This is a genomic window from Roseovarius halophilus (ex Wu et al. 2025), from assembly GCF_047086965.1.
In genome coordinates, this window is record NZ_JBKOTX010000013.1 from 26,937 (window position 1) to 50,765 (window position 23,829).

The 23,829-nt window shown below is 65.6% G+C and carries 26 protein-coding genes; 15 read left to right on the top strand and 11 right to left on the bottom strand.

The window, feature by feature from the left end:
* Positions 1-124: 124 nt before the first annotated feature.
* Both ACH107_RS04415 and ACH107_RS04420 read left to right on the top strand, forming a co-directional pair.
* Positions 125-352, top strand: a complete 228-nt coding sequence (locus tag ACH107_RS04415) for a DUF1127 domain-containing protein (RefSeq protein ID WP_412504806.1) — start codon at positions 125-127, stop codon at positions 350-352.
* Positions 353-409: 57 nt separating this feature from the next.
* On the top strand, positions 410-1,858 hold the full coding sequence (locus tag ACH107_RS04420; protein WP_412504807.1) for a TrkH family potassium uptake protein: 1,449 nt from the start codon (positions 410-412) through the stop codon (positions 1,856-1,858).
* A 57-nt stretch (positions 1,859-1,915) separates the two neighbouring features.
* Here the strand turns inward: ACH107_RS04420 and ACH107_RS04425 are convergent, their stop codons facing one another.
* Together ACH107_RS04425 and ACH107_RS04430 are read right to left on the bottom strand one after the other, a co-directional pair.
* Positions 1,916-2,206: a hypothetical protein gene (locus ACH107_RS04425; protein ID WP_412504808.1), complete on the bottom strand. Its 291-nt coding sequence runs from the start codon at positions 2,204-2,206 to the stop codon at positions 1,916-1,918.
* Positions 2,207-2,364: 158 nt separating this feature from the next.
* A complete protein-coding gene (locus ACH107_RS04430; RefSeq protein ID WP_412504809.1) occupies positions 2,365-4,095 on the bottom strand; it encodes a serine protease in 1,731 nt (576 codons plus the stop codon).
* Positions 4,096-4,260: 165 nt separating this feature from the next.
* Between ACH107_RS04430 and ACH107_RS04435 the strand changes: the two genes are divergently transcribed.
* The 7 genes from ACH107_RS04435 (at position 4,261) to ACH107_RS04465 (ending at position 12,578) form a co-directional block, all read left to right on the top strand.
* Positions 4,261-5,190 carry a glycine--tRNA ligase subunit alpha gene (locus tag ACH107_RS04435; protein WP_412504810.1) on the top strand — a complete coding sequence of 310 codons (930 nt, stop codon included), beginning with the start codon at positions 4,261-4,263 and terminating at the stop codon, positions 5,188-5,190.
* Positions 5,187-5,714 carry a DUF6446 family protein gene (locus ACH107_RS04440; protein ID WP_412504811.1) on the top strand — a complete coding sequence of 176 codons (528 nt, stop codon included), beginning with the start codon at positions 5,187-5,189 and terminating at the stop codon, positions 5,712-5,714. Before ACH107_RS04435 ends, ACH107_RS04440 begins: the two co-directional genes overlap by 4 nt.
* A gap of 5 nt (positions 5,715-5,719) precedes the next feature.
* Positions 5,720-7,975: a glycine--tRNA ligase subunit beta gene (gene glyS / locus ACH107_RS04445; RefSeq protein WP_412504812.1), complete on the top strand. Its 2,256-nt coding sequence runs from the start codon at positions 5,720-5,722 to the stop codon at positions 7,973-7,975.
* Between the two features lie 61 nt (positions 7,976-8,036).
* Positions 8,037-10,607 carry a putative PEP-binding protein gene (locus ACH107_RS04450; protein ID WP_412504813.1) on the top strand — a complete coding sequence of 857 codons (2,571 nt, stop codon included), beginning with the start codon at positions 8,037-8,039 and terminating at the stop codon, positions 10,605-10,607.
* A 166-nt stretch (positions 10,608-10,773) separates the two neighbouring features.
* The gene (locus tag ACH107_RS04455) at positions 10,774-11,382 is read left to right on the top strand and encodes a cell wall hydrolase (RefSeq protein WP_412504814.1); all 609 of its coding nucleotides are present in this window, start codon (positions 10,774-10,776) and stop codon (positions 11,380-11,382) included.
* Positions 11,383-11,510: 128 nt separating this feature from the next.
* Positions 11,511-11,678: a 50S ribosomal protein L33 gene (gene rpmG / locus ACH107_RS04460; RefSeq protein WP_149753999.1), complete on the top strand. Its 168-nt coding sequence runs from the start codon at positions 11,511-11,513 to the stop codon at positions 11,676-11,678.
* Positions 11,679-11,993: 315 nt separating this feature from the next.
* Positions 11,994-12,578 carry a carboxymuconolactone decarboxylase family protein gene (locus tag ACH107_RS04465; protein WP_412504815.1) on the top strand — a complete coding sequence of 195 codons (585 nt, stop codon included), beginning with the start codon at positions 11,994-11,996 and terminating at the stop codon, positions 12,576-12,578.
* 6 nt (positions 12,579-12,584) lie between these two features.
* Here ACH107_RS04465 and ACH107_RS04470 read toward each other — a convergent pair whose 3' ends face one another.
* Positions 12,585-12,938 carry a metalloregulator ArsR/SmtB family transcription factor gene (locus ACH107_RS04470; protein ID WP_412504816.1) on the bottom strand — a complete coding sequence of 118 codons (354 nt, stop codon included), beginning with the start codon at positions 12,936-12,938 and terminating at the stop codon, positions 12,585-12,587.
* Between the two features lie 224 nt (positions 12,939-13,162).
* On the opposite strand from ACH107_RS04470, the gene ACH107_RS04475 reads away from it, so the two are divergent.
* From ACH107_RS04475 to ACH107_RS04495, 5 genes are all read left to right on the top strand, one after another.
* Positions 13,163-13,798, top strand: coding sequence for an ATP-dependent Clp protease proteolytic subunit (locus ACH107_RS04475; protein ID WP_412504817.1), 636 nt, complete (start codon positions 13,163-13,165; stop codon positions 13,796-13,798).
* Positions 13,799-13,936: 138 nt separating this feature from the next.
* Positions 13,937-15,199 (top strand): ATP-dependent Clp protease ATP-binding subunit ClpX, encoded by a 1,263-nt coding sequence (gene clpX / locus ACH107_RS04480; RefSeq protein WP_412504818.1) that lies wholly within the window; start codon positions 13,937-13,939, stop codon positions 15,197-15,199.
* A gap of 163 nt (positions 15,200-15,362) precedes the next feature.
* Complete coding sequence (locus tag ACH107_RS04485) at positions 15,363-15,746, top strand: NADH:ubiquinone oxidoreductase subunit NDUFA12 (RefSeq protein ID WP_412504819.1); 384 nt, start codon at positions 15,363-15,365, stop codon at positions 15,744-15,746.
* A 9-nt stretch (positions 15,747-15,755) separates the two neighbouring features.
* Complete coding sequence (gene mlaD, locus ACH107_RS04490) at positions 15,756-16,217, top strand: outer membrane lipid asymmetry maintenance protein MlaD (RefSeq protein ID WP_412504820.1); 462 nt, start codon at positions 15,756-15,758, stop codon at positions 16,215-16,217.
* Complete coding sequence (locus tag ACH107_RS04495; protein WP_412504821.1) at positions 16,214-16,579, top strand: DUF2155 domain-containing protein; 366 nt, start codon at positions 16,214-16,216, stop codon at positions 16,577-16,579. Before mlaD ends, ACH107_RS04495 begins: the two co-directional genes overlap by 4 nt.
* Here the strand turns inward: ACH107_RS04495 and aat are convergent.
* From aat to ACH107_RS04515, 4 genes are all read right to left on the bottom strand, one after another.
* A complete protein-coding gene (aat, locus tag ACH107_RS04500) occupies positions 16,543-17,193 on the bottom strand; it encodes a leucyl/phenylalanyl-tRNA--protein transferase (protein ID WP_412504822.1) in 651 nt (216 codons plus the stop codon). The genes ACH107_RS04495 and aat overlap by 37 nt on opposite strands.
* A gap of 25 nt (positions 17,194-17,218) precedes the next feature.
* Complete coding sequence (accC, locus tag ACH107_RS04505; RefSeq protein WP_412504823.1) at positions 17,219-18,568, bottom strand: acetyl-CoA carboxylase biotin carboxylase subunit; 1,350 nt, start codon at positions 18,566-18,568, stop codon at positions 17,219-17,221.
* A gap of 11 nt (positions 18,569-18,579) precedes the next feature.
* The gene (gene accB / locus ACH107_RS04510) at positions 18,580-19,074 is read right to left on the bottom strand and encodes an acetyl-CoA carboxylase biotin carboxyl carrier protein (protein ID WP_412504824.1); all 495 of its coding nucleotides are present in this window, start codon (positions 19,072-19,074) and stop codon (positions 18,580-18,582) included.
* A gap of 184 nt (positions 19,075-19,258) precedes the next feature.
* The gene (locus tag ACH107_RS04515; RefSeq protein ID WP_412504825.1) at positions 19,259-19,516 is read right to left on the bottom strand and encodes a DUF2312 domain-containing protein; all 258 of its coding nucleotides are present in this window, start codon (positions 19,514-19,516) and stop codon (positions 19,259-19,261) included.
* A gap of 149 nt (positions 19,517-19,665) precedes the next feature.
* On the opposite strand from ACH107_RS04515, the gene ACH107_RS04520 reads away from it, so the two are divergent.
* On the top strand, positions 19,666-19,881 hold the full coding sequence (locus ACH107_RS04520) for a hypothetical protein (protein WP_412504826.1): 216 nt from the start codon (positions 19,666-19,668) through the stop codon (positions 19,879-19,881).
* On the opposite strand, the gene ACH107_RS04525 is transcribed toward ACH107_RS04520, so the two are convergent.
* The 4 genes from ACH107_RS04525 to ACH107_RS04540 all read right to left on the bottom strand — a co-directional run bounded on the left by ACH107_RS04525 (position 19,870) and on the right by ACH107_RS04540 (position 23,780).
* Positions 19,870-21,873, bottom strand: coding sequence for an enoyl-CoA hydratase-related protein (locus tag ACH107_RS04525; RefSeq protein ID WP_412504827.1), 2,004 nt, complete (start codon positions 21,871-21,873; stop codon positions 19,870-19,872). The two genes, ACH107_RS04520 and ACH107_RS04525, sit on opposite strands and share 12 nt — an antisense overlap.
* Positions 21,874-21,964: 91 nt before the next feature.
* Positions 21,965-22,174, bottom strand: coding sequence for a hypothetical protein (locus tag ACH107_RS04530; RefSeq protein ID WP_412504828.1), 210 nt, complete (start codon positions 22,172-22,174; stop codon positions 21,965-21,967).
* A 73-nt stretch (positions 22,175-22,247) separates the two neighbouring features.
* A complete protein-coding gene (locus ACH107_RS04535) occupies positions 22,248-22,565 on the bottom strand; it encodes a TraR/DksA family transcriptional regulator (protein WP_412504829.1) in 318 nt (105 codons plus the stop codon).
* Positions 22,566-22,703: 138 nt separating this feature from the next.
* Positions 22,704-23,780 carry a FliM/FliN family flagellar motor switch protein gene (locus ACH107_RS04540; protein ID WP_412504830.1) on the bottom strand — a complete coding sequence of 359 codons (1,077 nt, stop codon included), beginning with the start codon at positions 23,778-23,780 and terminating at the stop codon, positions 22,704-22,706.
* Positions 23,781-23,829 lie beyond the last annotated feature (49 nt).

Here is a 23,829-nt window from a genome sequence, read left to right on the forward strand (position 1 = left end):
CGCCCCGCGTGGCGCGACGGCCGCAGTACCGGCGCGCCGTGTCGTGACCGGTTCCCGCGGCGGGGCGGATAGGGCATACTCGGGCCGGGGAGGAAACCGGACACCTTGTCGAAAGGGGGTTTCCATGACGTCGAACATTCCGGAAATCGGATTTCTGCCCACGAGCTGGCGGCGCGACCTGGACCTTTTCCTGGCCGAGCGCGCGCAGGGCATGAACGCCTACATGCTGAGCCGGAACAGGCTGGCCAGCGTGGCGCGGCTGGCGATGCTGAGTGACGCGGAACTGGCGGAACTGGGTCTTGCGCGCGAGGACATCCCGGCATTCGTTTTCGAGGACATCCTGCCCGGCTGACAGGCCGGGCGCGGTTGCGCTTGACACCGTCAGGCCCCGCCGCCAAGGCTTTGCCGCATGTTCGATCTGCGACCCGTGGGATATGTCATCGGCTTGATGGTCATGGCGCTGGGCCTGACGATGATCCTGCCGATGGTGGTGGACATCGCCGAGGGGCGCGGGCATTGGGCCGTGTTCGCCGAAAGCGCGATCCTGACGGTTCTGATCGGGGGGCTCGTGGCGCTCGCGTGCCGGAACGGCGTGCGCGCCGGGCTGAGCATTCGGCAGGCCTTCATCCTGACCAGCGGGGTCTGGGCGGTCTTGCCGATTTTCGGAGCCTTGCCGTTCATGCTGGGGGCGACGAACGCGACCTTCACCGACGCTTTTTTCGAATCCATGTCCGGGCTGACGACCACGGGAACCACCATGTTCGTGGGGCTCGACGACCTGCCGAAAGGGATCTTGCTGTGGCGCAGCATCCTGCAATGGCTCGGGGGGCTGGGGATCGTCATCGTGGCATTGGTCTTCCTGCCCGTGATGCGCGTCGGTGGGATGCAGTTTTTCGTGTCCGAAGGCTTTGACACCTTTGGCAAGGTCCTGCCTCGGGCGGCGGATATCGCCAAGGGCGTGCTGAACATCTACCTTGCCCTGACGGTTGTGTGCATGCTGGCCTATCTGGTGCTCGGCCTGCCGGCTTTCGACGCAACCGCGCATGCGCTGACAACGGTCTCGACGGGCGGGTTTTCGACACGTGACGCGTCCTTCGCGGCGTTTCCCGGCCTGCCGCAATATGCCTGCGTCCTGTTCATGATTCTGGCCAGCCTGCCTTTCGTGCGCCTGATGCAGGCCGTCCGGGGCGATTTCGGGTCTTTTTTTCGTGACAGCCAGGGCCGAGCCTATATCCGCTGGATCATTTATGCCGTCGGCGCCGTTGCGCTCTACGAGTTTGCTCGGGCGGGACACCTCACCGAGGAGGGGTTCCGCGAACGGTTGTTCAACGTCGTGTCGATCTTTTCGGGCACCGGGTACGGGGATGGTGATATCACGGCCTGGGGGGCGGCGCCCTTTACCGTTCTCCTGATCGTCGGTGCCATCGGCGGTTGTACCGGGTCGACCGGATGTTCGATCAAGGTCTTCCGCTACCAGATCCTTTTCACCTCCATCTGGGTCCAGTCCAAGCGCATCTTCTTTCCGCACATCGTGAGCGTGATGCGGTATGGTGGCCGCAAGGTTGACAACGATGTGCTACACTCGGTCATGCTGCTGTTCACGGTGTACATTCTTGCGTTCGGAGTCTTCACCGTGACGCTTGAGCTGGTGGGCCTGTCATTCACGCAGGCCCTGACTGCCGCGTGGACGTCGATGTTCAATATTGGCCCGGCCTTCGGCCCGGATGTCGGCCCCACCGGCGCCGTTGACGCCTTTCCGGGGCTGGCGAAGTGGGTGATGATCCTTGCCATGCTGTTGGGCCGGCTTGAGGTCGTTTCGGTCCTCGTCTTGCTGATGCCGCTGTTCTGGCGGACCTGATCGGGTGCCCCCGGACCACTGTGTGTCCGGGGAACGGCAATTCCGTGCCTGTCCGGATCAGTACATGTCGTCGTAGGGGCTTGTCCCGACGATATAGGTGGGACAGCCCGGGCGGCGCGTGTTGATGATCACGAACCAGACGGTTTCACCGGGCCGGCCGGCGCGCGAATACTCGCATCCGCGCGGATGGGTCCACCACTGGCCTTGATGGCCCGGCGGCGGGGCGGCGACGGCCCGCGTGCCGGCACCGGTCGGGGGCTCCGGCGTGGTGCGGGTGTCGGCGGTCGCCGTTGCGGCGGCGCATGTCAGTACGGCGGCCATGACGGCCGATGGCAGAAATCCCTGCATTCCGATCGCTCCTGTTCGAGGGCATGAATGCCCGCGGTCTTGCCCCGCACCGCTATTGCCCGAGGGTGCGCCCGGGGGATTGAGACTTCGTTAAGGCAAGCGGGGCGCGCCGCGCCAGTTGCATCGGATTCGATCCAAACGGAGCGGCGCGCGGCGGGTCAGTCCCAGCAGCTGACAAGCACGGTCATGCCCTTGGCCTGCTCGGTCAGTGCCTCGGGCGAGACCTGGCCGACCTGCGACGTCGCGGCGGGCGAGATCCCGGCCTGCGCCAGCACCTCCTGCACGACCGCGGCATCGGCGGCGAGGCTGACATCCTCGGGCAGGCGGCGTTTGTCCCGCGTTTCGGGCAGAAGCATGCCCAGCACCGCCCCGCCGGCATCGAGCACCGGGCCACCGGCATCGCCCTCGAGGGCCGCCAGTTCGAGCCGTTTGCGGCTTTCGTCGCCATCGAGGTCGCGCAGGTCGGCCAGCTGCCCGAAAGTCAGCGTGGGCGCGCCGAGGACGCCGCCATAAGAATACCCGGCCACCGCCACCTCGGAGCGCAATCGGGGTACCGCTTGCTGGAACGCCGCGATGCTGAGCGGCGCGAGCGCCTGCACGGGTCGCAGCACCGCGATCCCGGCGGCGCTGTCCTCGGCGGCGACGCGGGCTTCGTATTCTTCCTCGATGGTGATGCGGGCGCAGCCCTGTACCGCGTCGGCCGTGGTCACGACGGTGCCCGCGCGATCGACGTAGAAGCCCGAGCGCGACAGCCGGGGCTTGCGCACGTCCAGCCCGGCGACGAGATCGACGCTCTGTTCCTCGCCGCTGCCGGCCGTCGGGTCGAGCGCGCCGTCCAGCCGGGTGAAACTTTCCTGCATCGCCCCGAGAAGGCGCGTGCGGCGCTCTTCGTCCCCGGCGGGCCAGACGAGGGTGAAGCCCTTGATCTCGCCTTGTTTCAGCCATGCTTGAGTGTGCGAGACGAACAGCGGCCCCTCACCTATCAGGGTGAAGGTGTCGCCGTCGAGGGTGCGCGGACCGGCCCGCGGCACGATTTCGAGCGTCTGCATGATGTCGTAGAGCCCGGCAAGCGTGTTCTCGTCGCCGCGCTGGCTGATGAGAAGGACCCGCGCGTCGATGTCGCCGGTGGCGGTGTAATGGGCAAAGGGGGGCGCGTAGCGGTCGAAGGCCACGACCTCGGTGGGCAGCCTGATCGCGATTCCGGCGTCGTCGTCGCGGACGGTGCGCAGGCCCAGCCCGTCGAGCACGGCGTTGTACTGTTCGAGCAGTTCGGCCCTTTGCCGGGTGGTGAGAATGCCCGTCCCCTTGTAGCCGTTATCCTGCTGCCAGCGGCGCATGGCGGCGCGGGTGCCGCGCCCGAACGCCGCGTCGATCGCGCCGTCGTAGAAACCGGCCCATTTCAGGGCGGTCTGCAGTTCAAAGCGTTCATCGCGCGTCAGGAGTCGTTCGCTGGCACGCGCCTCGCGCCGGGTTTCGAGCGGGGGGTCGGGAAGCTCCTGCGTGCGCGACCCGTCGGCGGTGTCGGTTTCGGGAACCGCCGCCACGGGCCGGTCGAGCAGGTTGGCCCCGACGGGCCAGAACTGCCGCCTGTAGTCCCGGCTGCGGGCGATGTAGCTGTCGCCGGGAATGACTCCTTCGGCCCTGAGCACGCGGAGCACCTGCCGGGCGTCCTGCTCGCCGTAGGGGCCGAGCGCGATGGCATAGTAGCCTGAGCCCAGTGTGAACCCGTTGACGTCCTGCAGCTCACGCGCATAGCCGCGGGCGGCCTCCTGCGCCTCGGACAGGGTCGGTTGCGCCTCGATCTGGACCCAGACAGGCTGCTGCTGGGCGTGCGCCCCCGGTACGAATGCAAGCGCGGCCATTGCCACCACCAGAAAAAACCTTGTCATGCGCGTCCCTTCGCCCCTTGCGGTTCAAATCCCTTAACTGTGGTCACCTTTTAGCAAAAAAGGCGCTTTGTGCACCTGAAATTTGCACCGGCGCGCGATTGACCCTGACATGGGGGCGCCGTAGGTAAGGCGGCAATCGGATCGCAGGGCAGCCCGGGGGATCGCATGTCGGACAGTACCACCAAACCACGAAGTTTCCAGGAGGTGATCCTGCGTCTTCAGGCGTATTGGGCGCGGCAGGGCTGTGCGGTCATGCAGCCCTACGACATGGAGGTGGGCGCCGGCACGTTCCACCCGGCCACGACGCTGCGCAGCCTCGGGTCGAAACCGTGGGCGGCGGCCTATGTCCAGCCCTCGCGCCGGCCGACGGACGGCCGGTACGGCGAGAACCCGAACCGTCTGCAGCATTATTACCAGTATCAGGTCATCATCAAGCCCAGCCCGCCGGACCTGCAGGAGCTGTATCTCGGCTCGCTGGAGGCGATCGGCATCGACATGCGGATGCACGACATCCGATTTGTCGAGGATGACTGGGAAAGCCCCACGCTGGGCGCGTGGGGGCTGGGCTGGGAAGTCTGGTGCGACGGCATGGAGGTCAGCCAGTTCACCTATTTCCAGCAGGTCGGCGGACATGATTGCCGGCCCGTTTCGGGCGAGCTGACCTACGGGCTGGAGCGTCTGGCGATGTACGTGCTGGGCATCGACCACGTGATGGAAATGCCCTTCAACGACCCTGACGCGCCGATCCCGCTGGCCTACGGGGATGTGTTCCGCCAGACCGAGGAGGAATACAGCCGCTGGAATTTCGACGTTGCCAACACCGAGGTGCTGTTCAAGCAGTTCGAGGAGGCCGAGGCCGAATGCGAGGCGATCCTCGGCCATCCGCAGGCGGACCCGAGGACCGGGGCGCGGATCATCATGGCCCATCCCGCCTATGACCAGTGCATCAAGGCAAGCCACATCTTCAACCTGCTCGACGCGCGCGGCGTCATAAGCGTGACGGAGCGTCAGGCCTATATCGGCCGCGTGCGGGCGCTGGCCAAGAAATGCGCCGATGCCTTCGTGCAGACCGAAGCCGGGGGGGCCGCGGCGTGACCGGCAAGATACTCGGCGCGCTGATCCTCGTGACGGCCCTCGTGGCCGGGGTGTCGCTCTATTACCTGCAGGTGTACCATTTCTACGAAGAGGTGCCGGCAACCGGCCCGCGGGATGTGCAATTGACCGCGCGGGCAACCGGCCAACCCGAGCCGCTGCCGCATCGCGCGTTCAGGGCGATCGACGCTGACAGTTCCCCGATCCGCTACCGCGCGTGTTTCGTGACCGACGCGCGTCTGCCGGTGCTGAGCGAAACCTACGTGCCCTACGACGCCGCCGAACCGCTGGTCGCGCCCGGCTGGTTCGACTGTTTCGACGCCGAGGCCGTCGGCGCCGCGCTGGAGGCGGGCACCGCGCGGGCGTTCCTGGGCGAGAAGGACATCGAATACGGCATTGACCGTATCGTGGCCATTACCGAAGACGGCCGGGGCTATGTCTGGCACCAGATCAACCATTGCGGCGAGGTCGTTTTCGACGGCCGGCCCGCGCCCGAGGATTGCCCCGAACCACCCGAAGGGTACTGATACAAATGCCTGATCTCCTGATCGAACTCTTTTCCGAGGAAATCCCGGCGCGGATGCAGGCCAAGGCGGCCGAGGAACTCAAGCAGCGAATGACCGACAGGCTGGTGGAGGCCGGCCTGACTTATGCCGGCGCCGCCGCCTTTGCCACGCCGCGGCGCCTGTCGCTGACGGTGCAGGGCCTGCCCGACAAGAGCCCCACCGTGCGCGAGGAACGCAAGGGCCCGCGCGTCGATGCGCCGGAAAAGGCGGTCGAGGGATTTCTGCGCGGCGCCGGGGTGGGCCGCGACGAGCTGGAGATCCGCGAGGAAAAGAAGGGCCGCGTCTATTTCGCCACCATCACGAGGCCGGGCCGCGCTGCCGACGAGATCGTGGCCGAGGTGCTGGAGCAGGTCATCCGGCAATTCCCGTGGGCCAAGTCGATGCGCTGGGGCACGGGCAGCCTGCGCTGGGTGCGGCCGCTGCATTCGATCCTGTGCATCCTGACCGACGATTCCGGCGAGGCGCGTGTCGTCCCGCTGGAGATCGACGGGATCAAGGCGGGCAACACCACCGAAGGGCACCGGTTCATGGGGGCGAGGCGTTTCGAGGTGGCATCCTTCGACGAGTACCGCGCGCGGCTCAAGCGCGACAAGGTCTTGCTCGACCCGGCCGAGCGCGCCGATCACATCTGGCAGGACGCGACCAACCTTGCCTTTGCCGCCGGGCTTGAGGTGGTCGAGGACCGCAGCCTGCTGGCCGAGGTGGCGGGGCTGGTGGAATGGCCCGTCGTGCTGATGGGCGAGATCGGCGAGGAGTTCCTCGACCTGCCGCCGGAGGTGCTGCAGACGTCGATGAAGGAGCATCAGAAGTTCTTTTCCGTGCGGAACCCCAAGACCGGCCGGATCGAGCGTTTCGTGACGGTGGCCAACATGGAAACCCCGGATCACGGTGCGACGATCCTCGCGGGGAACCAAAAGGTGCTGGCGGCCCGGCTGAGCGACGCCAAGTTCTTCTGGGAGAACGATCTGCGCATCGCCCGTGCCGGCATGGACGCTTGGCTGGAACGGCTGGAGACCGTCACCTTCGAGCGGCAACTGGGTAGCCAGGCCGCGCGGGTGGCCCGGATCGCCGCCCTCGCGCGCGAGATCGCGTCCGCCGTTGGGGCCGATCCCGACGCCGCGGAGAAGGCGGCGCGGGTGGCCAAGGCCGACCTGAGTTCGGAAATGGTGGGCGAATTCCCCGAGCTTCAGGGCGTGATGGGGCGCTACTATGCCGAGGCCGCGGGCCTGCCGGCCGATGTGGCGGCCGCGTGCGAGGAACATTACGCGCCGATGGGGCCGTCGGACGCGGTGCCCGGCGCGCCGGTTTCGGTGGCGGTGGCGCTGGCCGACAAGATCGACACGCTGACCGGGTTCTGGGCGATCGACGAGAAGCCCACCGGGTCCAAGGACCCGTTCGCGCTGCGCCGCGCGGCGCTGGGGGTGATACGGATCGTGGTGGACGGGCAGTACCGCCTGAAACTGGACGGTTTCATCGACAGCCAGCTTTTGCGCCACAAGATCGCGCTGAACCGCAAGAAGGCCAGCGAGGGCGAGATCGACACGCTGGAGGAGATCCTCGACGAGATTGGCGATCGCGGCGTGTTCGGCGCGGCGTGGCGCGCGGTGATCGACGGGCTGCAGCACCGCGAGGCCGCCCCCGACACTGGCGATGGCAGTCTGCTGCGTACGGTCGGCGACGCGGTGCCCGACCTGTCCACCGACCTGCTGGCATTCTTCCATGACCGGCTCAAGGTTTATCTGCGCGACCGTGGCGTGCGTCACGACGTGATCGATGCCTGTCTGACGCTTGACGGCGGGGACGACCTGTCGATGATCGTGGCGCGGGCACGGGCACTGGGCGACGTTCTTGCCACGGAAGAGGGCGAGAACCTGTTGCAGGGCTTCAAGCGGGCCAACAACATCCTGCGGCAGGCCGAGGAGAAGGACGGGGTGGAATATTCCTTCGGCGCCAATCCCAAATATGCCGAGACCGACGAGGAACGGGCCCTTTTCGCGGCGCTGGACGCGGCCGAGGCCGAGATCGGGCGCGCCATCAAGGCCGAGGAGTTCGCGGCCGCGATGGGGGCGATGGCCGCCCTGCGCGCGCCCATCGACGCCTTTTTCGAGGCGGTGCAGATCAATACCGACAACGAAATCGTGCGGCGTAACCGGTTGAACCTGCTGAACCGCATACGCGGGATCTGCCTGCAGGCGGCCGATCTGTCACGGGTGGAGGGCTGAGCGGACAACCGGCATGGCGCGCGGGGGTCAGCGAGCCCTTGCGTTAGCGCGCACGGCGCTTATGCTGCGCTCACGAAAAGCAGGTGCCGCAGTGCAGAAAAACGATCCCGACTTCACCCTCATCACGCCCGATGCGCCGATGGCCACGCAAACGCATGGCGGCCGGGCCAAGTGCCTTCAGCGTCTGGTGCGCCTTGATCTGCCCGTGCCGCGGACGATGGCATTGTCGTTTGCCGCGGTGCATCGCCTCGCCGCCGGTGAGACGCCCGACATGGCGCGCGTGCTTGCACCGTTCGGTGACTCGCCGCTGTTGTGCGTGCGCCCGTCGTCCGAGGATCCGGATTGGGGCGGGCCGAGCGCGATCCTCAATATCGGGATGAACGACGCGCTTTACGTGGAAATGTCCGAACGCGTCGGCAAGCAGGCGGCGGCCGGGCTTTACCTGCGATTCGTGCAGGCTTACGCGGTGCATGTGGCGCGGCTGGACCCGGACCTGTTCGACGACGTGTCGGATGACGCCGTCGAGGGGCTGGGCGAGGCGCTGGCCGCCTACGAAGAGCAAACCGAGGAAGCCTTCCCGCAGTCGCCCGAAATGCAGCTTCTAGAGGTTCTGCGCTCGATGGCGCGGGCATGGGAAGGCACGACCGCGCGCCTTTTGCGGCAGGCCAAGGGCGCGCCGGCCGATGCCGGGCTGGGGCTGGTGGTGCAGGAACTGGCGCTCGGGCTGGGCCGCGGCGAGTGCGGTTCCGGGGTCATGCAGCTGGTCAACAGCCAGACGGGCGCGCGCCAGATCACCGGCCGCTACCTGAGCCAGAGCCAGGGGCGCGAAGCCCTGAGCGGCGGGCGCGACTCGCTTTACCTTCAACGTGATCCGCGTGGCCCGTCGCTGGAGGAACTGGCGCCTGAGGCGTTCGAGCAGCTCAAGGCGCATACTGCGCTGATGCGCGAGAAACTGCGCGAGGAGATGCAGACCGAGTTCACCATAGAGGACGGGCGGGTCTACGTGCTCGACGGGTTGCGGGTGCCGCGCAACGCCCGCGCGGCGGTGGCCATCGCCGTGCATCTGGCCGAGGACGGGATCATCCCGCGCGAGGAAGCGCTGATGCGGATCGAGCCGCGCGCGCTGAACGAATTGCTGCACCGTCAGGTCGATCCGGAAGCGCCGCGCGAGATCCTTGGCCGGGGGATCGCGGCCAGCCCCGGCGCGGCCTCGGGGCGGATCGTGTTCAATGCTGCCGATGCACAGGCCAGCGAGTCGCGCGGGGAGCCCTGCATTCTGGTGCGGCGTGAAACCAGCCCCGAAGACATTCGCGGGATGCATGCGGCGGCCGGCGTGCTGACCGAACGCGGCGGCATGACTAGCCACGCCGCGGTGATCGGACGGGGCATCGGCCTGCCATGTGTCGTCGGCGCGTCCGGGATCCGGTTCCAGACGCGCAAGCGGCAACTCACCATGCCCGACGGGCAGGTGTTCCGCGAAGGCGACAGGATCACCATCGACGGCACGAACGGCGATGTCCTCGTCGGGTCCACCCCGCTGCTGGAGGCGGCGCGCGACGAATCGCTGAAAACGCTGATGAACTGGGCGGACGACATCCGCGATATCGCCGTTCGGGCCAATGCCGACACGCCTGCCGACGCCGAGGTCGCGCGCAATTTCAGGGCACAGGGAATCGGCCTGTGCCGGACCGAGCACATGTTCTTCGAGCCCGATCGCCTGACGGTGATGCGCGAGATGATCTTTGCCGACAGCGGGGAGGACCGCGCGGCCGCGCTGGAGATGCTGTTGCCGATGCAGCGTGCGGATTTCACCGATCTTTTCCGCATCATGCAGGGCCAGCCTGTCTGCATCCGTCTGTTCGACCCGCCGCTGCACGAGTTCCTGCCGACGGATCGCGCCGGCCACCTGCAACTGGCCGAGGCGCTGGACCTGCCGTTCTCGGACGTGACGCGACGCGTGGAGTCGCTGACCGAGTACAACCCGATGCTGGGGATGCGGGGCGTGCGGCTGGGAATCACGGTGCCCGAAATATACGACATGCAGGCGCGGGCGATCTTCGAGGCGACGCTGGAGGCCAGCCGCGAGGGCGCGCCGGTGGTCCCCGAGATCATGATCCCGCTGGTGAGCGCGCGGCGCGAGGTCGAGCTGGTGAAGGCACGGATCGATGCGGTCGCCACCGCCGTGCGCGGCGAGACGGGGCAGGAATTCACCTATCGCCTTGGCGTCATGGTCGAGACGCCGCGCGCCGCGTTGCGCGCGGGCGAGATCGCGCCGCTGGTCGCGTTCCTCAGCTTCGGGACGAACGACCTGACGCAGATGACATACGGCCTGTCGCGCGACGATGCCGGGCGGTTCATGTCGACCTACGTGCAGCAGGAAGTGTTCTCGGAGGATCCGTTTCACACCCTCGACACGGAGGGCGTGGGCGAGTTGCTGGAGATCGGGGTGGCGCGGGCGCGGCGTGCCAACCCGGGCATCGTGCTGTCGATCTGCGGTGAACACGGGGGCAATCCCGAATCAATCGCCTTCTGCCGCGATGCCGGGTTCGATTACGTTTCCTGTTCGCCATTCCGGGTGCCCGTGGCGCGGCTTGCGGCGGCGCAACTGGCCGTCAAACACAAGATCGGCTGACATGGCGCGCCCGCGCCACAAGATGCGTTGCACGGTTGGGGCCGATTTTTGCGCGGATTCGGGCTATTTGCCGCTTGACAGCGCCGGGGTGGACGCGAACGGCCTGATCCTGTAAGAGCCCGGGATGCTGCGGGGGGCTGCCCCGCGCCACCTTGGGGGACCTATGATGTTGCGACTTGCCCTGGCATGCCTGCTGGCAATGAGCAGTGCCGCATTGGCGGACACGCCATTGCAGAACCTTCTGGACCGCGAGCGCGCGCGGCTGAGCGCCATTCCCGACGCGCGGCTGTCGTCTTTTCTCGAACGTGCCGAACACGATGTCGAATATGACCGCGACTGGCTGGCGCGGGTCGATGCCGTTCGCGGCGGGCAGGAATGGCAATGCCTTGCCGAGGCGCTCTACTTCGAGGCGCGGGGCGAGACCGTGAAGGGCCAGTTCGCCGTTGCCGAAGTGATCCTGAACAGGGTGGACAGCCCCGAGTTTCCCGATACCGTCTGCGGCGTCGTCAACCAGGGGACGGGCCGCAAGTATGCTTGCCAGTTCACCTACACGTGCGACGGGCACGAGGAGGTGATCGCCGAAAAGCGCGCTTTCGAGCGTGTCGGCAAGGTGGCGCACGTGATGGCGAAAGGCGCCGAACGCCGCCTGACGAATGGTGCGACGCACTACCATACATCGGCCGTCTCGCCGCGCTGGTCGCGCACCTTCACCCGCACCGCGACCATCGGGGTACATCATTTCTACAGGATGCCGACGCGCCTTTCGAGCAATTGAGCCCGACGCGCTGAAAACGCCGGCCGGCCCCGATAATCGCGGTTGACTTGACCGCGCGCACCGGTAAAAGACGGGCTCAAACGAATTTCACGGGCGACCGCGTGGCGCCCGGTGCAGGAGACTAAAAAATGGCGAAGCCGACGACCATCAAGATCCGTCTTAACTCGACAGCGGGCACGGGCCATTTCTACGTGACCAAGAAGAATGCGCGGACGATGACCGAGAAGATGACGATCAAGAAATACGATCCGGTCGCCCGCAAGCACGTGGAGTACAAGGAAGGCAAGATCAAGTAAGCCCTCCGCCGATCCGGTGTCATGTGGCCGCGCCGTCAAGGCGCGGCCTTTTCGTGTTCGGGCCTGATGCAGTGGGCCGGATGGGACGGCGTGGCCCGAGCACGTGTGCCCGTGGCGAGAACCGGGGTGACACGGCTGCATCGATGTCTGGTCGGTCGTGTATGGCCATGCTGCGCGATACGGCGTCTCGAAGCCCCGGCGTGTGTGCTGGCGCACCGTTCTCACGTGGTCTCAACAACAGGTGACCGTCGGCGCGGTTACACCGTGTCCGACTTTTGATTACCTCGGGCGTGACCGAAATCAAAGGAGGGTCACATGACTGCTGAATACAAGGTTGAAGCGAACCCCGTGAGCGACGAACAAGCCGAGGGCCTTGCAAAGGACCTGCTGGACGGCACCCGCGCGAAGCTGGGTTTCGTGCCGAACATGTACCGTGGCATGGCCGTTAATCCCGGGCTTCTGTCCACCTACCTGCATGGCTACGAGCATTTTCGGGAGCAGGCCAATTTCACTCCGCCAGAGCAGGAGGTCGTGTTCCTGACCGTCTCGCTTGGCAATGGGTGTGATTATTGCACGGCGGCACATTCGATGCTGGCGAGCAATGTTTCCAAGCTGGACGACGAACACACGCAGGCACTGCGCGATGGCAAGCCGCTTGCGGATGCAAGGCTGGAGGCGCTGCGCAAGTTCACCCATCACATGTGGGAGACGCGCGGCCTGCCGACCAGGGCCGAGGCGGAGGCATTCAAGGCGGCGGGATATTCCGATGTTCACGTGCTGGAGATTATCCTGGCCCTGGCGGTCAAGACGATCAGCAACTATGCCAACCACGTGAACCAGCCCGAGACGGACGAGGTTTTCGCCCCCTTCGCCGTCGGCCTGCCCGTCGTGGCGGCCTGATCTCGGTCACTCGTCGGCTTGGCTGTGGTCTGACGCGCAGAAAAGGTCGTAAACCACTTCGAGGATACGGCGCGGCCTGTCATCGGCAAGGCGATAATAGATCGTCTTGCCCTCCCGCCGGGTTTCGACCAGCCCTTCGAGGCGCAGCCGCGACAATTGTTGTGACACGGCGGCCTGGCGGGCGGATAGAAGCTGCTCAAGCTCGGTGACGGATTTTTCGCCGGTGACGAGGTGACAAAGGATCATCAGGCGCCCCTCGTGGCTGACCGCCTTGAGGAAATTGGCCGCCTCGGTGGCGTTGTCGACCATGCGGTCCATCTCGTGCGGATCGAGATTATCATCAATCACGGGAAGGGGCATCGGCTGTCGGTTCCGTCGGAATATTGCATTCCGTGTAAGGAATTTTGGCGACCGATGCAAAACCGTTGTCGTATTTTCGGCGTCTTGTGTCCTGCCTGCACGACAAGACGCCGCACGGACGCGACAAATTGGCGGGGGTGCCCTTGCAGCCCCCCGTACGCACCACTAAGACTCCGGCATCACCTGATCGCCGAAGATCGGACAACGCAAGCAGGCAGGCGCACATGACAGACCCATTCGAGACCTACATGAACACGCTCGTCCCCATGGTGGTCGAGCAGACCAGCCGCGGCGAACGCGCCTACGACATTTTCTCGCGCCTGCTGAAGGAACGGATCATTTTCGTCAACGGCCCGGTGCATGACGGCATGTCGAGCCTTATCGTGGCGCAGTTGCTCCATCTCGAGGCGGAAAACCCGTCGAAGGAAATCAGCATGTACATCAACAGCCCCGGCGGCGTGGTGACCAGCGGGCTTTCGATCTACGACACCATGCAGTACATCAAGCCAAAGGTGAGCACCCTGGTCATCGGGCAGGCGGCGAGCATGGGATCGCTTCTGCTGACCGCGGGCGAGAAGGGGATGCGCTTTTCGCTGCCCAACAGCCGTATCATGGTTCACCAGCCCTCGGGCGGATACCAGGGGCAGGCGACCGACATCATGATCCACGCCGAGGAAACACTTAAGCTCAAGCGGCGACTGAACGAGATATACGTAAGGCACACCGGCCAGACCCTGAAGAAGGTGGAGGACGCGCTGGAGCGGGACAATTTCATGTCCCCCGAGGACTCGAAAGACTGGGGGCTGATCGACGAGATCGTGACCAGCCGCACCAAGGATGACGGGGACGACGAAAAGTAACAGCGGTCCCGACGGGCCGGAATGCCCGTGAATTTTGGCGTTGTGGTGGCTTCGCACCTGTCCTAAGCTGGCCGGGACAAGTGCGGTACAGAGCCGAAATCGGCCGGCGCGAATGGCACAGGGTCCGAAAGGTACGAGATGTCGAACAATTCTGGTGGCGACAGCAAAAACACCCTCTACTGCAGTTTCTGCGGCAAGAGTCAGCACGAGGTGCGAAAGCTGATTGCCGGGCCGACCGTGTTCATTTGCGACGAATGCGTCGAGCTGTGCATGGACATCATCCGCGAGGAGACGAAGAGCGCCGGCCTGAAATCAAGCGAAGGCGTGCCAACCCCACACGAGATCTGCGAGGTGCTCGACGATTACGTGATCGGGCAGGCGATGGCCAAGCGCGTGCTCAGCGTGGCAGTCCACAACCATTACAAGCGGCTCGACAATTCCGGCAAGAGCGATATCGAACTGCAGAAATCGAATATCCTGCTGATCGGTCCGACCGGCTGCGGCAAGACGCTACTGGCGCAGACGCTGGCGCGCATTCTCGACGTGCCGTTCACGATGGCGGATGCCACAACGCTGACCGAAGCCGGATACGTGGGCGAGGATGTGGAAAACATCATCCTCAAGCTGCTGCAGGCGAGCGAGTACAACGTCGAACGGGCGCAGCGCGGCATCGTTTACATCGACGAGATAGACAAGATCACTCGGAAATCCGAGAATCCGTCGATCACGCGCGACGTGTCGGGCGAGGGGGTGCAGCAGGCGCTTCTGAAAATGATGGAAGGCACCGTCGCCAGCGTGCCGCCGCAGGGCGGGCGCAAGCATCCTCAGCAGGAATTCCTGCAGGTGGACACGACGAATATCCTGTTCATCGTTGGCGGCGCCTTCGCCGGGCTCGACAAGATCATCGCGCAACGCGGCAAGGGCTCGGCCATGGGTTTCGGCGCGGATGTACGTGACGACGAGGAACGTGGCGTCGGCGAGGTTCTGACCGGGCTCGAACCCGAGGACCTTCTGAAGTTCGGGCTCATCCCGGAATTCGTGGGTCGCCTGCCCGTCCTCGCGACGCTGGAGGATCTTGACGAAGATGCGCTTGTCATCATCCTGACGCAGCCAAAGAACGCGCTGGTCAAGCAATACCAGCGGCTGTTCGAACTGGAAAATGTGCAGTTGACGTTCACTGAGGATGCTCTCAAGGCAATCGCGCGTCGCGCGATCGAGCGCAAGACGGGCGCGCGCGGGCTGCGTTCCATTCTCGAGGATATCCTGCTCGACACGATGTTCGAATTGCCGGGCATGAACGACGTCGAGGAGGTTGTCGTGAACGAGGAGGCCGTCACGTCTGATGCCGCGCCGCTGATGATCTATGCCGACCATAAGAAGGAAGGCACCAGCGCGGGATGATCCGGGCATTACGGCTGGACACGGGCTTCGGGACCGGCGCTAGTGGCGTCGGTCCTTTTTCTTGGGGCGATATCGGGCGTCGGGTCGCCGAATCCTCGCATGGCAGGCTGGACCTTTCCCGCCGATTGCGCCATATCGGGAACATATCACGCCGGAGGTTCCGATGAGCATTCTCAACACGCTTCTGCGCGCCGTCACATGGTGGCACGGTCAGACGCTCAACACGCAGATATACACGTGGCGCAAGGGAGTGCGCGTGGGCGAGGACGAGCAGGGCAACGTGTTCTACCGTGATCGCGAGGGCAAACGCCGCTGGGTCATCTACAACGGCGAAGCCGAGGCCAGCCGCGTGAGCCCTGACTGGCATGGCTGGCTGCATCACACGTACAAGGAACCGCCAACAGATCGCCCGCTTTCCCACAAGAAGTGGGAAAAGCCGCACGAGGAGAACCTGACAGGCACGGCGCTGGCCTATGCGCCGGCCGGGTCGATTCGCCGGGAGACCCCGACGGAGCGGCGCGATTACGAGGCGTGGACCCCGGAATAGGGCGGGACGATGTCGGAAAACACCGCAGAAGTATTGGTCGGCGGGGCCGTGCTGGCCGTCGCCGTAGGTTTCCTCGTCTACGCGGGGCAGACGACCGGTTTCACCGCCGGTGCGCGGTCGGCCTATGAACTGACCGCCAGTTTCCGGGCCGCCGACGGGGTGTCGGTTGGCACGGATGTGCGCCTTGCCGGCGTGAAGGTGGGCCGGGTCACAGAGATCGGGCTTGATCCGCAGACCTATCGGGCGGCGACGACCTTTACCGTCGAGGACGGTATCGAGGTTCCCGACGACAGCGCGGTTGCCATCTCCTCGGAAGGGCTGCTGGGGGGCAATTACGTTGAAATCCTGCCCGGCGGATCGCCTTTCTATTTCGAACCGGGCGACGAGATCGAGTTCACGCAAGGCTCCGTCAGTCTTATTTCGCTTCTGATGAAATTCGTCGCGGGCGAGGGCGAGGAAAGTGCCGAATGAGACGGGCGCTGGCCGTCGCGCTGCTGACCGTGCTGGCCGGTCCGGGTATCGCCAAGACCGAAACGGTGACGCGCGGCGCGGGCGCCGTGTTGCGCGGATTGGACAAGGTCGACGGGACCATCACGGATGTCACGCTGGACACTGGCGGGGCCGGGCAGGTGGGTCGCCTGACGCTTGAACTGGGCGAGTGCCGGTATCCGAAGGGCGATGCGGCGCGTGATGCCTATGCCTACCTGACGATCCGTGACACGGCGTCGGGCGACGTTTTTTTTGCAGGGTGGATGATCGCCTCGTCGCCCGCGCTGAATGCGCTGGAACACCCGCGTTACGACGTCTGGGTGCTACGCTGTACCACCAACTGAGGATCCGTGCAGAGCGGCTCGGCGTTGATTGACGCCGGGATTTCCAGGGCCTCGGCCAACCGCGCGCGGTAATCCGCACGGCTGATTTCCAGCGCGCCGAGGCTTTGCAGGTGCGGCGTGATGAATTGGGTGTCGAATAGCATGAATCCACAGCGCCGCAGATGATCGACAAGGTGCGCCAACGCCAGTTTCGACGCGTCGGTGCGTCGCGAAAACATGCTTTCTCCAAAGAACGCGCCGCCGATCGCGACACCGTAGACACCGCCGACCATTTGCCCGTCCTGCCAGATTTCCAGTGAATGGGCGTGGCCCATGGCATGCAGGGCAAGGTAAAGGTCACGGATTTCGTCGTTGATCCACGTCTCGTCGCGGTCGGCGCAGCCATCCACGACTCCTGCGAAATCGCGGTTCAGCGTGGCCGTGTAGCCGCCTTTCCGCATCCGGCGCGCCAGCGACCGGGAAATGTGGAACCCGTCAAGCGGCAGGATACCGCGACGGCGTGGGTCGACCCAGAAAACCTCGGGGGCATCGCGGCTTTCCGCCATTGGAAAAATGCCCGCCGCGTAGGCCCGCAGGAGCATCTCCGGCCCGAGGGTGAAGCCCTCGTCTTTCATCGGCGGCCCACGGGCCGTGCCCGGGTCATCCCTGGAACTGGGTTTCGAGCCATTGCTCGAGCCAGTGGATGCTGTAGTTGCCACTGAGAATGTCGTCTTCCTGCAGGAGCGCGTGGAAGAGCGGCACGGTCGTTTCCACGCCATCGACAATCAGTTCACCCAAGGCACGGTTAAGACGCGTGAGCGCGCCGCGCCGGTCGCGTCCGTGCACGATCAGCTTGCCGATGAGGCTGTCGTAGTAAGGGGGGATGGAATAGCCATCGTAGAGGGCGGAATCCATGCGTACGCCAAGCCCGCCCGGCGCGTGGAACTGCGTGATCCGCCCGGGGCGGGGGGCGAATTCGGGCAGTTTCTCGGCGTTGATGCGGACCTCGATGGCGTGCCCGTTGATCTCCAGATCCTCCTGCGCGAAGGACATCGGGTGCCCCTCGGCCACGCGGATCTGCTCCTGCACGAGGTCGATGCCGAAGATGGCTTCGGTCACCGGATGTTCCACCTGAAGGCGGGTGTTCATCTCGATGAAGTAGAATTCGCCCTTTTCGTAGAGGAATTCGATCGTGCCCGCGCCCGCGTAATTGATCGTGGCCACGGCATCGGCGCAAATCCGGCCGATGCGGTCGCGCTCCTCGGCCGATATGGAGGGGCCCGGGGCTTCCTCGAGCACTTTCTGGTGGCGCCGTTGAAGCGAACAGTCCCGCTCGCCCAGGTGCACGGCGCGGCCCTTGCCGTCACCGAAGACCTGTATCTCTATATGGCGCGGCGTGGTGAGGTATTTCTCGATATAGACCTCGTCGTTGCCAAAGGCCGCCTTGGCCTCGGAACGGGCTGTCATGAAGGCGCGCTCCAGCTCGGCGGCATCCTGTGCCACCTTCATGCCGCGCCCGCCGCCGCCGGCCGTCGCCTTGACGATGACCGGATAGCCGATATCGTCACAAAGTTTCTTGGCCGCGGCCAGATCGGCCACGCCCCCTTCGGAGCCCGGTACACAGGGCACGCCGAGATCCTTCATGGTGTCCTTGGCGGTGATCTTGTCGCCCATGACGCGGATATGTTCCGCCGTCGGGCCGATGAAGGTCAGTCCGTGATCCTCGACGATCTGGACGAAATTCGCGTTCTCGGACAGGAAGCCGTAGCCGGGATGGATGGCCTGTGCGCCCGTGACCTCGCAGGCGGCGATGACCGACGGTATGGACAGGTAGCTGTCGGTGCTGGGCGGCGGGCCGATGCAGACGGATTCGTCGGCCATGCGCACGTGCATGGCATCGGCATCGGCCGTCGAATGGACCGCGACGGATGCGATGCCCATTTCGCGCGCCGCGCGAATGACGCGCAGGGCGATTTCGCCCCTGTTGGCCACGAGTATCTTGTCGAACATGTGCGTGCGCCTCACTCGATGATCATCAACGGCGCACCGAATTCGACCGCGGCGCCATCCTCGACAAGGATGCGCTTGACGGTGCCCGCGCGCGGTGCCGGAATGTGGTTCATCGTTTTCATGGCTTCGACGATCAGCAGGGTGTCGCCTTCGGCCACCTGTTCGCCCACGCTGACGAAGGCAGGCGCGCCAGGTTCGGCCTGCATGTAGACGGTGCCCACCATCGGCGACGTGACGGCGCCGGGATGGTTGGCCGGATCCTCGACCTGCGTTTCGGCGGGGGCCGGGGCGGTGGCCTGTCCCGACGGCGCGGGCGCCGGTGCCGCGACGGGGGCCGGGGCGGCCGGCGCGGGCGCGGGCTCCTGTCGGCGGCTCACCCGCACGTTCAGGCTGTCGTTTTCGCCGTAGTCGCGCTTGACCTGAAGTTCGGTCAGGTCATTGTCATTGAGCAGTTCGGCAAGTGCCTTGATGAAGGCGACGTCCGTGTCATGTGTCTTGTCCGGCATCAGGTTCCTCGAAAGGTTGCGAGAGCCGTCGGGCCGACGCCTCGCGTTTGCTTTGGCGCCGCTTATATTCGATGCGCTCTTGTTAGAAAAGCGCGCATTGGCGGCTTGGACGCGCCTTGGCCGCGCATTCCGCGCGCATTTCGTGATTTTGACTGGCGCAGGCAGCGCGGGGTGCGCCGGCGCGTCACATCCCGAGCGCTTCCTTGTACATCTCGAGGACGGCCTCCTGTTCGGCGACCTCGTCCTTGTCACGCTTGCGCAGGGCGATCAGCGACCGCAGCGCGCGCTGGTCGTAGCCGCGCGACTTGCTTTCGGCATAGACCTCCTTCACCTGTTCGGCGATGTCCTTCTTCTCGGCTTCTAGCCGCTCGATACGTTCCACGAATTGCCGCAGCTCATCGGCCGTCACGCGGTAATTGGAATCCGAAGGCGTGTCGTTCATGTGTTTCCTCCAGTGAATGGGCCGCTTGCGTATCGCCCCACGGCCATCACTGCAAGGCGCTTTGGCGCGAATTTCCCGCGGTGCCACATTGCACGGGGGGGTGGTTTCCGCTAGGCGCTGCCGGACGGTCGGCAAGCGGAGGCTGCGTGATGGAGATACTGATTTGGCTTGGGGCAATCGTTTCGCTTGCCGGTCTTGCCGGACTTGTCTGGTGCATCGTGAAGGTCTGGCACACCCGCAGGTCAGGAGCAAGCGACGAGCACCTGCGCGAGACGGTCCGCCGCGTGGTGCCGATCAATACCGGCGCGCTTTTCCTGTCGGTCGCGGGGCTGATGATGGTGGTCATCGGGATCCTACTGGCCTGACTGGGCCGGGCGGCCGAAGAACCCTTCGCCGTTCTTGAACATCTCCTCGATCAGTGGCGCGGGACGCCAGAGCGCATCGGACAGGTCCGCGAGAGCTTTCATGTCGGTCAACAGGCGCAACATGCCAGCTTGATCTGCGCGCAGAAGCGGGCCGCCCCGCTCACGCGCGAAGCCGTAGCCCTTGACCATCACCACATCGAGATCCGAGGCACGCTGCACGGCGCCGGCTTCGAGAAGGCGCGCGGCCGCGTTGGCGAGCGCCGCTTGCAGGGCGCAGGCGGCGCCGATGTCGCCGAGCGCGGCCGACAGTCGCGTTTCCGGCCGTGGCAGGTCGGGCCGCGGCCGCGCGCCGTCGGCGCCGTACTGGTAGAACCCGTACCCGCCTGCCTGGCCCGTGCTGCCCTCGGCCAAAAGACGGTCGAGCAGGGGTAGGCCCTCGGCCGTGCCGGACCCCGGTGACACGAGCCGCGCGCGCACGCGATCCAGCCCCTCGGCATCAATCAGGCGGAATGGCCCCTGCGCGAAGCCAAGATCGCGGGCCGCCTGATCCACCGCGTAGGGGCTCATGCCGGCCTCGGCCAGCACCAGCGCGCCCCGATAGAGCGCATCGGCCATCGCGTGACCCGCACTACCCGTGCCCGCCGCGCACCTGACGACGGTGCGCCCCAGGCCGGAAAACATCCGGGCCAAAGCGGCGACCTTGACCTGTGCGATCGTTTCGCCAGCGCAGATCTCGACGAGCCGCGACCGATGCGCGGGCCTGTAGACGCGGCAGCCCGGCGTCGCGGTGCCGTCACCGTCGAGGGTGGCCCAGAACGCGCCCTCCTTGAGCGCGGGCATGTCGCCGCCCATCACGGTGCCGCCGCAATCGAAAACGACGTCGGCCCCTTCGAGCGCCTTATAATCGGTTCGGATGCCCAGGCGGACCAGGCGTTCGTCGCGTTGCTCGGACGGCAGGCGCCCCCGGCTGACGGCACCGTCGTAGATGTGGCGTATGCGGGCCATGACCGTGTCGCGGGCGGTGTCGTCGGGCAGGGCGATCTGTACCTTGCGCGCGCCGTCGAGCAGCGCGACCGCGAATTCCGGCAGAATCGTGGTGCTGCCCACGAGCACGACACGGCGCAGCAGCGGGGCATCGGTGGCCGACATTTCCGGCATGTCGGCCGCACGGCGTTCGGCTGCGAAAATGTGCCTGAGGCCCCGTGACGAGGATGACGTCAGGCGATCTTTGAAAAGGGCCGACTCGAAATCGAGCCCGCGTTCATACGGGAAGATTTGCGCGGCCTCGACGCAGCGCACGATGTCGCGCTCCGCGCCGTCGCGATCGTTCAGGCGTTCGAACGCGGCGGCCACGGCTTCCCTGTAAGCTTCCGGGTCGGACAGGCCCTGCACGCGGTCCGCGGGCCGGTGCCAGTGGCCGGTTTCGGCCATCGACGCGGCCATTCCTGCCGCAGCGTCGAGCGGATCGTCCTCGGTCAGGGTGTCGACGAAGCCCCGCATCCGGCCCTCGGTGATATCGACAACGCGCCCCGACAGCATGATGTCGAGGGCGGTTTGCGCGCCCACCAGCCGGGGCGCGCGTTGTGTCGTTCCGCCGCACGGGATCAGGCCAAGCGCGACTTCGGGCAGCGCGCCCCGTGTTCCCTTCCGCGCGACGCGGGCATGGGCCGCGAGCGCCAGTTCGAAACCGGCCCCGAGCGCCGCGCCGCGCAAGGCGGCAACAATCGGTTTCGCGGCGCTCTCGATGGCGCGGCAGATGTCGGACACCCACGGCGTGGCGAGCCTGCCGTCGTACTCGGTGATATCGACGCCGGAACAGAAGCTGCCCCCTGCACCGCGCAGCACGATCGCCGCCACGTCGTCATCGCCGAGCGCTTCCTGCAGACGGGTTTTCAGCGCGGCACGCAGGGACGGAGCCAAGGCATTCGCGGTCGGTCGGTTCAGCGTCAGTATGGCGATGTCACCGCGCCGTTCATAGCCCACTTCGGACACGCAAACCTCCCGCGAAAGCAACCTTTGCCGGCAATTACTACGAAGAATTGCCAGTTACGCAAGCACGGGAACGATACGCTCGCCGTGGCCGTTATACCGGCACGTTGTCGAATTGTGCCTCGATCGCCTCGGCCAGCAATTCCTCGTCGAGGTCCTGAACGGCGCAGGGCACCTTTTGGCCGGCCTCTTCCATGCGCTCGATCAAGCGGCGCAGCGCCGGGTGGTGCACGTGACGTGTCGCGCCATCCGACGCCTCGATCATCTCGATCAATCGGTCCAGTTCGCTTTTCAGGTCTGTCATCGGTCGCCTCCGGGTCGCAGCATGATCGGTGTGCCCGCCTCCGGTGAAAGCGGGCGCGGATCGTGCATCAGGGTCATGTCGCACAGTTGCGGCACAGCGGGGTATCGGGGAGGATATCGAGACGTTCCTCGGATATCGGGTTTCCGCATTGCGTGCAGATGCCGAATTGTCCGTCGCGTATCCTCTGCAGCGCGGCGCGGATGCGCGCGATCTCGTTCTGTCCGCTGACGCCGAGCTGCTCCAGCACCTCGTCGCCCTCGTTCTCGATCGCTGCCTCTTCCCAGTCCTTCGACGCGGGTTCGTCGAGCTCCGTTTCGATACGGTGCAAGCGCTTGTCCAGCTCGGCGAGCCGGGCCAACAGGGCCTTGCGGTAGTTTTCCGTGGATTGCATCGCTTCCCTCCGTTTTCCGGGGCACCATCGCATGGCCTTTCGCGCAGGGCCTTGACCTCGGTCAAGCGCTGACGGCGACAGGATCACACCGACGTTTGCGCCTGTAAAGCGGGCCGCCGTGCGGGTCTGCCCGGCGCGTTATGTCGTGTCGGCGGCCGGTACGGCATCGTCCCCGGGCCGGGGCGACGCGGCGGTAGCCGTGCTATCAGGGGCGGTCAGTCGGGATTGAGGGGCGCTTTCATTGGCGTGCGGTTGTTGCGCGGGCGGCTCCGGTGCGTCATTTTTTCGTTCCGGTGTCGTATCTGCCGGATCAGGCCCGGCGGCGGGTCGCGTTGCCGCGGCCGTCGCGTCGTCCGTGAACCTGACCGCGCGCCATCCGTTCAACTGGCCAAGCCTGACCTTGGCAACGACATGGCCCTGCGTGCCGAGAAGCCGAATGGCGGCCAGATCGCTTTGCTCCAGTGGCAGGATCGCGCCGGCCTCAAGCGCGCAGACGGTATCAAGGGGCAGCGACAGGCGCGCCACGACTGCGTTCAGGACCAATGGGGCACTCATCGCGTTTTCCGCCAAGCCTGCACCGTCCGGCCGCGCTTCCGACTGGTCGCTTGGATTCTCGTCACACGGGGCCGGTCTGGGCAGAAGCACGGTCACCGCGCCGGTTCTGGCGCCATTTTCGATCGTGACCGCGATCTGGAACATGTCATACCTGCCGCCATCCAGCGCAAGGCAGAGGCTGCGCGCGTCAGGCATCCGGTCACCGAAACGCAAGCCAAGCGCCTCGTAGCCAGCTATCGACCCTGTCATGCGGTCATCATGGCCCTTTAGAAGGGCGTCGATCATCGGGGCGGCGATGGCGGCGTCGGTTCGCGTCAGCGGGCGGCTTTCGACCGGCCCGCTGCGGACGCGGCCGGTGGTCTGTTGCTCGATCAGGGCGGAAAGAACCTGCATGTCCAGCAGGACCGCCCCGCGCGCGCCGGTGTCGCTGTCAACCAGCGCGATCAGGTCGTCCTGCCCGATGCAGCCCGCGATTTCGTCGGCGCGAAGGGCGCGTTGTTCGACGGTCGTCACCGTGAGGGGCAGGCGGAAACGGTCATCAGCCGCCTTGGACAGCGACAGGCGCAACGCCTTGGCCGGCGACATCGCGCGCGCGTCGTATCCCGCGCGGGCGGCCGCAGTCATGCGGTGGATCACCGATTTTACGTTGTCCGCATCCATGCCGTTCGCCACCGCCTGTCGGAAGTCACCCGCAGGTAACCGGATTCTG

What these genes read in the sequence shown, in the direction of transcription:
- ACH107_RS04415 (WP_412504806.1), top strand. Translation starts at nt 125, where the DNA reads ATGACGTCGAACATTCCGGAAATCGGATTTCTGCCCACGAGCTGGCGG.
- ACH107_RS04420 (WP_412504807.1), top strand. Translation starts at nt 410, where the DNA reads ATGTTCGATCTGCGACCCGTGGGATATGTCATCGGCTTGATGGTCATG.
- ACH107_RS04425 (WP_412504808.1), bottom strand. Translation starts at nt 2,206, where the DNA reads ATGCAGGGATTTCTGCCATCGGCCGTCATGGCCGCCGTACTGACATGC.
- ACH107_RS04430 (WP_412504809.1), bottom strand. Translation starts at nt 4,095, where the DNA reads ATGACAAGGTTTTTTCTGGTGGTGGCAATGGCCGCGCTTGCATTCGTA.
- ACH107_RS04435 (WP_412504810.1), top strand. Translation starts at nt 4,261, where the DNA reads ATGTCGGACAGTACCACCAAACCACGAAGTTTCCAGGAGGTGATCCTG.
- glyS (WP_412504812.1), top strand. Translation starts at nt 5,720, where the DNA reads ATGCCTGATCTCCTGATCGAACTCTTTTCCGAGGAAATCCCGGCGCGG.
- ACH107_RS04450 (WP_412504813.1), top strand. Translation starts at nt 8,037, where the DNA reads ATGCTGCGCTCACGAAAAGCAGGTGCCGCAGTGCAGAAAAACGATCCC.
- ACH107_RS04455 (WP_412504814.1), top strand. Translation starts at nt 10,774, where the DNA reads ATGTTGCGACTTGCCCTGGCATGCCTGCTGGCAATGAGCAGTGCCGCA.
- rpmG (WP_149753999.1), top strand. Translation starts at nt 11,511, where the DNA reads ATGGCGAAGCCGACGACCATCAAGATCCGTCTTAACTCGACAGCGGGC.
- ACH107_RS04465 (WP_412504815.1), top strand. Translation starts at nt 11,994, where the DNA reads ATGACTGCTGAATACAAGGTTGAAGCGAACCCCGTGAGCGACGAACAA.
- ACH107_RS04470 (WP_412504816.1), bottom strand. Translation starts at nt 12,938, where the DNA reads ATGCCCCTTCCCGTGATTGATGATAATCTCGATCCGCACGAGATGGAC.
- ACH107_RS04475 (WP_412504817.1), top strand. Translation starts at nt 13,163, where the DNA reads ATGACAGACCCATTCGAGACCTACATGAACACGCTCGTCCCCATGGTG.
- clpX (WP_412504818.1), top strand. Translation starts at nt 13,937, where the DNA reads ATGTCGAACAATTCTGGTGGCGACAGCAAAAACACCCTCTACTGCAGT.
- ACH107_RS04485 (WP_412504819.1), top strand. Translation starts at nt 15,363, where the DNA reads ATGAGCATTCTCAACACGCTTCTGCGCGCCGTCACATGGTGGCACGGT.
- mlaD (WP_412504820.1), top strand. Translation starts at nt 15,756, where the DNA reads ATGTCGGAAAACACCGCAGAAGTATTGGTCGGCGGGGCCGTGCTGGCC.
- ACH107_RS04495 (WP_412504821.1), top strand. Translation starts at nt 16,214, where the DNA reads ATGAGACGGGCGCTGGCCGTCGCGCTGCTGACCGTGCTGGCCGGTCCG.
- aat (WP_412504822.1), bottom strand. Translation starts at nt 17,193, where the DNA reads ATGAAAGACGAGGGCTTCACCCTCGGGCCGGAGATGCTCCTGCGGGCC.
- accC (WP_412504823.1), bottom strand. Translation starts at nt 18,568, where the DNA reads ATGTTCGACAAGATACTCGTGGCCAACAGGGGCGAAATCGCCCTGCGC.
- accB (WP_412504824.1), bottom strand. Translation starts at nt 19,074, where the DNA reads ATGCCGGACAAGACACATGACACGGACGTCGCCTTCATCAAGGCACTT.
- ACH107_RS04515 (WP_412504825.1), bottom strand. Translation starts at nt 19,516, where the DNA reads ATGAACGACACGCCTTCGGATTCCAATTACCGCGTGACGGCCGATGAG.
- ACH107_RS04520 (WP_412504826.1), top strand. Translation starts at nt 19,666, where the DNA reads ATGGAGATACTGATTTGGCTTGGGGCAATCGTTTCGCTTGCCGGTCTT.
- ACH107_RS04530 (WP_412504828.1), bottom strand. Translation starts at nt 22,174, where the DNA reads ATGACAGACCTGAAAAGCGAACTGGACCGATTGATCGAGATGATCGAG.
- ACH107_RS04535 (WP_412504829.1), bottom strand. Translation starts at nt 22,565, where the DNA reads ATGCAATCCACGGAAAACTACCGCAAGGCCCTGTTGGCCCGGCTCGCC.
- ACH107_RS04540 (WP_412504830.1), bottom strand. Translation starts at nt 23,780, where the DNA reads ATGGATGCGGACAACGTAAAATCGGTGATCCACCGCATGACTGCGGCC.